Here is a 6,018-nt window from a genome sequence, read left to right as displayed (position 1 = left end):
GTATGTCCATCCATCGAAAAAGGGCAACAACGAGTGCGGGCCAGCCTGAATGACCCGAAGGGCGTGGCCTGAAGCGCACATCTGCTGCGCCTTGCCTCTCGGAAAGGGAACCACCCTGACCATCAAGACAAGACGAAACAGCTGCACGCTTCAGGCCACGCTGAGCATGCAAGGAGTTTTTCAGAGGTTCCTTAAGAGAGACGCAACACGCTTCACGCCACACGCTGCAACGCAAACCAGGGAACCCCGGTAAAACGCTCTGCACCGCTTCCCACAGGGGTGCAGGGACTCATTGGGAGAGAAGACGGCATATAAAAACCGCCGTTACTTATCCTCGAACGGCACCACCCACAAATCCTGCCCACTGAAATCTGCTGCTTTCAGCAATGCCTGATAAGACGTTTGGGTTTCCGGGTGCAGCGCATCCGGGGCCAGATCCACCAGCGGCTTCAACACAAAAGCATGTTTGAGAATTTCGTCGCGGGGCAGCTGGACGCCATCCACCTCACCCACGCGATCGTCGTAGGTAAGAATGTCGATATCCAGGGTTCGACTGGCAAACTTCTTCTCGCCCCGCACCCGACCATGGTCCTTCTCGATGCCTTTCAGGCAGGCAGTCAGCTCACCAACACTCAATGTCGTTTGCAGCCCTACCACCAGGTTATAAAAAGCATCGCCGTCGAACCCCACCGCTTCGCTTTCGTACACCGGGCTGATCGCCAATGGCGCGAACACCCGGGCAAGGGCATTCAGTCCGGAGCGAATATTGTGCTCACGATCGATATTGGAGCCCAGGCTGAGAAATACCTGAGCCTGAGACGCTTCACTCTTCAGCCCTTCACCCATCGGGACGCTCACCCCGCTCAATAATCACGCCTACATCCCGGGCCCCACGCAGAGCGCCCGGCTTGCTGAGCCGCAACTTCAGCCACGGCACCTGGAACTCGTTGAGCACCAGCTGTGCCACATTCTCAGCCAGAGTCTCAACCAGCTGAAACTCACTGCTTTCGATAAAGGCGATCAACCGCTTGCCAATAGACTTGTAATCCAGGGCGTCATCAATATGGTCCGACGCCGCGCCTTTACGGATATCCGCCGCCATTTCCAGATCCAGGCTCACGGTCTGGCGAATACGGCGCTCCCAGTCGAAAATGCCGATCACGGTATCCACTTTCAAATCATTGATATAAACAATATCCATACTCGATCTCTTGGCGTGGCATTCATTGGCGACAGCACCCTGGCGAATGAATCCCATTTCAGGTAATCAGATGTTACGCTTGCAGCGCAGGCAATAACGTCGTGCTGTGTACAATGTCACCCCGTGTATTACACAGCGATGCGAAGGGAGATTATAGCCGGTGCAAGCAGGGACATTACAGGAAGTCTGGTTCTGGTTACTGCCATTGTGCGTGGCCGGCTATCTGATGGGCTCCATTTCCAGTGCCATCCTGGTTTGCCGGCTGTTCGGCTACCCGGACCCGCGCACGGAGGGCTCCAATAACCCCGGGGCCACCAATGTGCTGCGCATCGGCGGCAAACCCGCCGCCGCCCTCACACTACTCGGCGACGTACTCAAAGGGGTGATCCCCGTAGTGCTGGCCCGCTATCTGGATATGGGCCCCTTTGTCGCGGCAATGGTCGGTGCTTTCGCCTTCCTGGGCCACCTGTATCCGGTATTCTTTCACTTTCAGGGCGGTAAAGGCGTGGCCACGGCTTTTGGGTTGCTGTTCGCCCTGCACTGGCCCAGTGGGCTGGTTGCCGGTAGCACCTGGCTGCTGGTCTTTGCGCTTAACCGTATCTCCTCCATCGCCTCACTCAGTGCCTTTGTGGTAGCGCCAGCTTGTATTTTCGCCTGGCTGCCCCAGGCCTTCTGGCCCATGCTGGCCCTGTCTCTGGTGATGATTGCCCGGCACCGCAGCAACCTGCAGAAAATCCTGCGCGGGGAAGAACTGGGGTTCAGGAAGAAAGACTGAGCCGCAGTGTAAAGTTGAAAGTTCAAAGTTGAAAAGCGCGTCAACGCGCCTCGGGTTTTGACAGGCATTGCCCGCGACATTACCCTCATCGCGGGCAGAGCATGGCAAAGCAGGACAGCCTAATCCGCGTTTAAACTTTGAACTTTAAACTTTCAACTGGGTTTACAGCCCCGCCAGCTCAGTTAGCGGCCACCTTGGGCGCACTTTGATCGGCAACTCCGCAGACTCACCCGCCTGCAAACGCAACGCCCCGGCAAAGGCAATCATGGCGCCGTTGTCGGTGCAGTATTGCGGCGCCGGGTAAAACAGTTCCACACCACGCTTGGCCATCTGCTCACCCAGCTTTGCCCGCAGGGAACGGTTGGCACTCACGCCACCCGCCATCACTAACCGTTTGTGTCCGGTCTGTTCCACCGCCCGGCGGCATTTGATCACCAGGGTATCCACCGCCGCTTCCTCGAAGGCGCGGGCAATATCGGCCCGATCCTGCTCGCTCAAGGCCTCTTTGCCACCCAGATCGTTAATGGTGTTCAGGGTGAACGTCTTCAGGCCGGAAAAGCTCATATCCAGCCCCGGGCGATCCGTCATCGGGCGGGGAAAACGAAACCGCCCTGCCGCGCCCTGCTGGGCCAGCCCAGCAATGCGCGGCCCACCCGGATACCCCAGGCCCATCATTTTGGCGGCCTTGTCAAACGCTTCACCGGCAGCATCATCCACCGATTCCCCCAGAATGGCATAATTCCCCAGCCCCTGGGCATCCAGCAGCAGGGTATGCCCGCCACTGACCAGCAGCGCCACAAACGGAAACGCCGGCGCATTGGGTTCCAGCAACGGCGCCAACAGGTGCCCCTCCATGTGATGCACCGCCACCGCAGGCAGATCCCAGCCGAACGCCAGTGAACGGGCCACGCCGGCGCCCACCAGCAAAGCGCCAGCCAAGCCCGGACCAGCGGTATAGGCGATACCATCCAGCTGCTCGGGGTGGGTACCAGCCTGCTCCATCACATCACGCACCAGCGGCAGAGCCCGCTGCACATGGTCACGGCTGGCCAGCTCTGGCACCACCCCGCCATAACGGGCATGCATCTCCACCTGACTATAGAGCGCCTGCCCCAGCAGGCCCTGTTCGGTGTCATAGATGGCCACGCCGGTCTCGTCGCAGCTTGATTCAATACCCAATACGCGCATGGTGCTCAACCCTGTGAAATTGCGGCGCCATGATAGCGCCAGACGTCCGGATTTGCATTTATTCACCACTCAGGTAGAATCCCCGCCTCGCCGCACCCCGGGACCACCTGAGCCCGCGGCGAACCCATAAACTCTAATTTCTAGGAAGGTGATTCTTCATGCCTCAGGTGAAGGTGAAAGAAGGCGAACCGTTTGATGTGGCCCTGCGCCGTTTCAAGCGTGGCTGTGAAAAAGCGGGTATTCTCTCTGAAGTGCGTCGTCGCGAGCAGTACGAGAAGCCCACACAAGAGCGTAAGCGCAAGCGTGCCGCAGCCGTCAAGCGTCACCTTAAAAAACTGCAGCGTGAGCAACTGGCACGCAAACGTTTGTACTAAGGTATAAAGGTATAAACGTCTGATGAGTGCGCTCAAAGAGCAGCTCACTGCAGCCATGAAAGACGCCATGCGTGCCAAAGAAAAGGCGCGTCTTGGCGTTTTTCGTATGGCGCTGGCAGCGATCAAGCAAATCGAAGTGGACGAGCGCATCGAGCCCGATGATGCCCGTGTACTGGCGTTGCTCGACAAGCTGATCAAGCAGCGCAAGGATTCAGCCACACAATACCGTGAGGCGGACCGCCCTGAACTGGCGGAAACCGAAGAAGCGGAAATCGTGATACTCCAGGAATTCCTCCCCACCCAGCTCACCGATGCCGAAATCGATTCCCTTATCGATGACGCCATGGCGCAAACCGGTGCGTCCGGTATGCAGGATATGGGCAAGGTGATGGGCATTCTCAAGCCGCAATTGCAGGGTCGTGCCGACATGGGCGCCGCCAGTGGCAAGGTTCGCGCCAAACTGGGCTGAACCAGACTCCAGCAATAACACTCAAGCCTCCCCCTTATTCGTCTATTGACGACGAACACTGTTTCCCTGCGTCTACGATACGCACAAACACCGCAGCCTACCTGGATGCACCGTGGTCGGCTTAGACCGAAGGCCGTAAGCCGACAAGCAGCGATTTAACGGTAACCGCCAGCAAAGACCAGCTCCGCCACTCCCGCAGCGACCCCGTCAGGCTGCTGGGCGTCCACAAACTCGGCGGTAATCGCCGCCTGGGTGTCCATGTCTACGGTATCGGTGATGGTCGCCGGGTTGCCGGCCTGGTCCACGGTGCTGGCGGTGAGCGTCAGCGTGCCGTCGTCGAAGACATCCAGGTCCACATCGGGAATCGACCAGTGACCGCTGGCATCCAGCGTAGTGGTAAAGACCAGATCCCCATGGCCGGCGCCACTGACGGTCACCTCCACGTCGGCACCGGCCTGCACATCGGCAAAGGTGCCGCTGAGGGTGTTGTCCACCGCTTCCACCGCGTTGACCACATCATCAGTGCCAGTGGCGGCTTCCACATCCACACCACTGGCCAGCGTATCCTTGATGCTGTCGTCGGTGCCGGTAACCCGGTTGCCGTAAGGATCCTGGTAAGTGGCCACCGCGGTGAGCGGGCCTTCTGCCAGTGAACTCAGGTCTGCACCGGGCACTGAGAAGCGGCCATCCTGCACCACGGCCGTAAAGGTGACAGAGCCGCCCTGGGCATCCAGAACAATCACATCCACCACGGTGTCATCAAGAATATCGGTGGTAGTACCCACCAGATCCACCGCATCCTGCTCGAAACGGTTTACATAACCGTCGCCGCCATCCTGAATCCGGATACTGATGCCGGCATCGTTGGGGAGCAGGTCCGGGGGTGGACCCTGCTTGGCATCACGGGAACTCTCCCCGGCATCGGCTACACCACGGGTGTCATACCCGGAAGAAGGAATTTCGCCAGCACCATCGCGGGAAACATTGGTAAAGAAGGAGGCCAGCGAGGACTGGCTTGAAGAAGACGCCGGATCAGCCTCCGGGTTACTGTCCGGAAACTCCAGCAAAGGGACATCGGGAAGAACGGCTTCTCCGGGTTCCAACGGAACCAGAGAACCATCCTCCATCAACTTCCATACGACCCCATTCAGGTTCAAATACGCCTGAACAGCCACTGCACTTCCTTCTGCCATGGCTCCCGCCCTTACTGTAGTGACGTTATTGCATTATTCGGGTCTGAATTCCGTTCTACCAGCAATGTTCGTCTTAACATCGTTCATAAATTGTTGCGCAACAACAGCAATCCGGTATCCAATCCCGCGACCCGCTAACTCTGTCACAATGGCCAACTTTCTGGTTGAATACCGTCCCTTTCTGGCAGAAACCACCCGGCCTGTCTACACTACTATTGCTTCTCTGCCGGAAGAGATTTTCTGGACCTGTTCGACGGGGCACACATCCAGCCACGCCGTTTTTTGCTATCAGTCCACTTAACCGTTGCGCGCGAACGCCTGGCCAGGACTCGGCAGGCCGATTGAGATCACTTAACAGACCCTTATATGGCACGCATTCCGGAAAACTTCACACATGACCTGTTGGCTCGCACCGACCTGGTAGAGCTGATTGATGCCCGTGTGCCGCTGAAAAAAACCGGCCGCAACTACAGCGCCTGTTGCCCCTTCCACCAGGAAAAAACGCCCTCCTTCACCGTGGCTCCAGACAAGCAGTTCTATTACTGCTTCGGTTGTGGCGCCTCCGGCAATGCGGTGGGCTTCCTGATGGAATACGAGCATCTGAGCTTTCCGGAAGCAGTCAAACAACTGGCCAGCCGCGCCGGCATGGAAGTGCCCGAATCCCGGCCGGAAACCGCCGCCGACCGGCAAAAGAAGGACCGCCTTCAATCGCTTTACGACCTGCTTAGCCGCGCCGAGAAGTTCTACGCGCAGCAGTTACGCCAGGCGCCAGAGCGGCAAAAAGCGGTTAACTACCTTAAAAATCGGGGATTGAGCGG

The 6,018-nt window shown here is 58.2% G+C and carries 8 protein-coding genes; 4 read left to right on the top strand and 4 right to left on the bottom strand.

All coding sequences use genetic code 11. The features are described 5' to 3' along the window. Positions 1-324 precede the first annotated feature (324 nt). Together folK and folB are read right to left on the bottom strand one after the other, a co-directional pair. Positions 325-846, bottom strand: a complete 522-nt coding sequence (folK, locus tag A3754_RS08145) for a 2-amino-4-hydroxy-6-hydroxymethyldihydropteridine diphosphokinase (RefSeq protein WP_063519279.1) — start codon at positions 844-846, stop codon at positions 325-327. After that, complete coding sequence (gene folB, locus A3754_RS08140; RefSeq protein ID WP_063519278.1) at positions 839-1,201, bottom strand: dihydroneopterin aldolase; 363 nt, start codon at positions 1,199-1,201, stop codon at positions 839-841. The genes folK and folB overlap by 8 nt, the downstream gene beginning before the upstream one ends. A 160-nt stretch (positions 1,202-1,361) precedes the next feature. On the opposite strand from folB, the gene plsY reads away from it, so the two are divergent. Beyond that, the gene (gene plsY, locus A3754_RS08135) at positions 1,362-1,976 is read left to right on the top strand and encodes a glycerol-3-phosphate 1-O-acyltransferase PlsY (protein WP_082872264.1); all 615 of its coding nucleotides are present in this window, start codon (positions 1,362-1,364) and stop codon (positions 1,974-1,976) included. 162 nt (positions 1,977-2,138) lie between these two features. Here the strand turns inward: plsY and tsaD are convergent, their stop codons facing one another. Then, complete coding sequence (gene tsaD / locus A3754_RS08130; protein WP_063519277.1) at positions 2,139-3,164, bottom strand: tRNA (adenosine(37)-N6)-threonylcarbamoyltransferase complex transferase subunit TsaD; 1,026 nt, start codon at positions 3,162-3,164, stop codon at positions 2,139-2,141. Positions 3,165-3,322: 158 nt separating this feature from the next. Here tsaD and rpsU point away from each other — a divergent pair, with 158 nt between their 5' ends. Continuing rightward, complete coding sequence (rpsU, locus tag A3754_RS08125; protein ID WP_007148705.1) at positions 3,323-3,538, top strand: 30S ribosomal protein S21; 216 nt, start codon at positions 3,323-3,325, stop codon at positions 3,536-3,538. A gap of 22 nt (positions 3,539-3,560) precedes the next feature. Further along, on the top strand, positions 3,561-4,007 hold the full coding sequence (locus A3754_RS08120) for a GatB/YqeY domain-containing protein (protein ID WP_063519276.1): 447 nt from the start codon (positions 3,561-3,563) through the stop codon (positions 4,005-4,007). A gap of 155 nt (positions 4,008-4,162) precedes the next feature. Here the strand turns inward: A3754_RS08120 and A3754_RS08115 are convergent, their stop codons facing one another. After that, on the bottom strand, positions 4,163-5,200 hold the full coding sequence (locus A3754_RS08115) for a hypothetical protein (protein ID WP_156496916.1): 1,038 nt from the start codon (positions 5,198-5,200) through the stop codon (positions 4,163-4,165). A 366-nt stretch (positions 5,201-5,566) separates the two neighbouring features. Between A3754_RS08115 and A3754_RS08110 the strand changes: the two genes are divergently transcribed. After that, the coding region (locus A3754_RS08110; protein ID WP_231880548.1) for a CHC2 zinc finger domain-containing protein at positions 5,567-6,018 on the top strand (452 nt) is incomplete at its 3' end.

This window comes from Alcanivorax sp. HI0083, assembly GCF_001635175.1.
The sequence above is the reverse complement of the archived record's forward strand: the minus strand, read 5'-3'. Positions and strand labels throughout refer to the sequence as shown.

Coding starts and splice junctions, on each gene's coding strand:
- folK (WP_063519279.1), bottom strand. CDS start 846: ATGGGTGAAGGGCTGAAGAGTGAAGCGTCTCAGGCTCAGGTATTTCTC.
- folB (WP_063519278.1), bottom strand. CDS start 1,201: ATGGATATTGTTTATATCAATGATTTGAAAGTGGATACCGTGATCGGC.
- tsaD (WP_063519277.1), bottom strand. CDS start 3,164: ATGCGCGTATTGGGTATTGAATCAAGCTGCGACGAGACCGGCGTGGCC.
- rpsU (WP_007148705.1), top strand. CDS start 3,323: ATGCCTCAGGTGAAGGTGAAAGAAGGCGAACCGTTTGATGTGGCCCTG.
- A3754_RS08120 (WP_063519276.1), top strand. CDS start 3,561: ATGAGTGCGCTCAAAGAGCAGCTCACTGCAGCCATGAAAGACGCCATG.
- A3754_RS08115 (WP_156496916.1), bottom strand. CDS start 5,200: ATGGCAGAAGGAAGTGCAGTGGCTGTTCAGGCGTATTTGAACCTGAAT.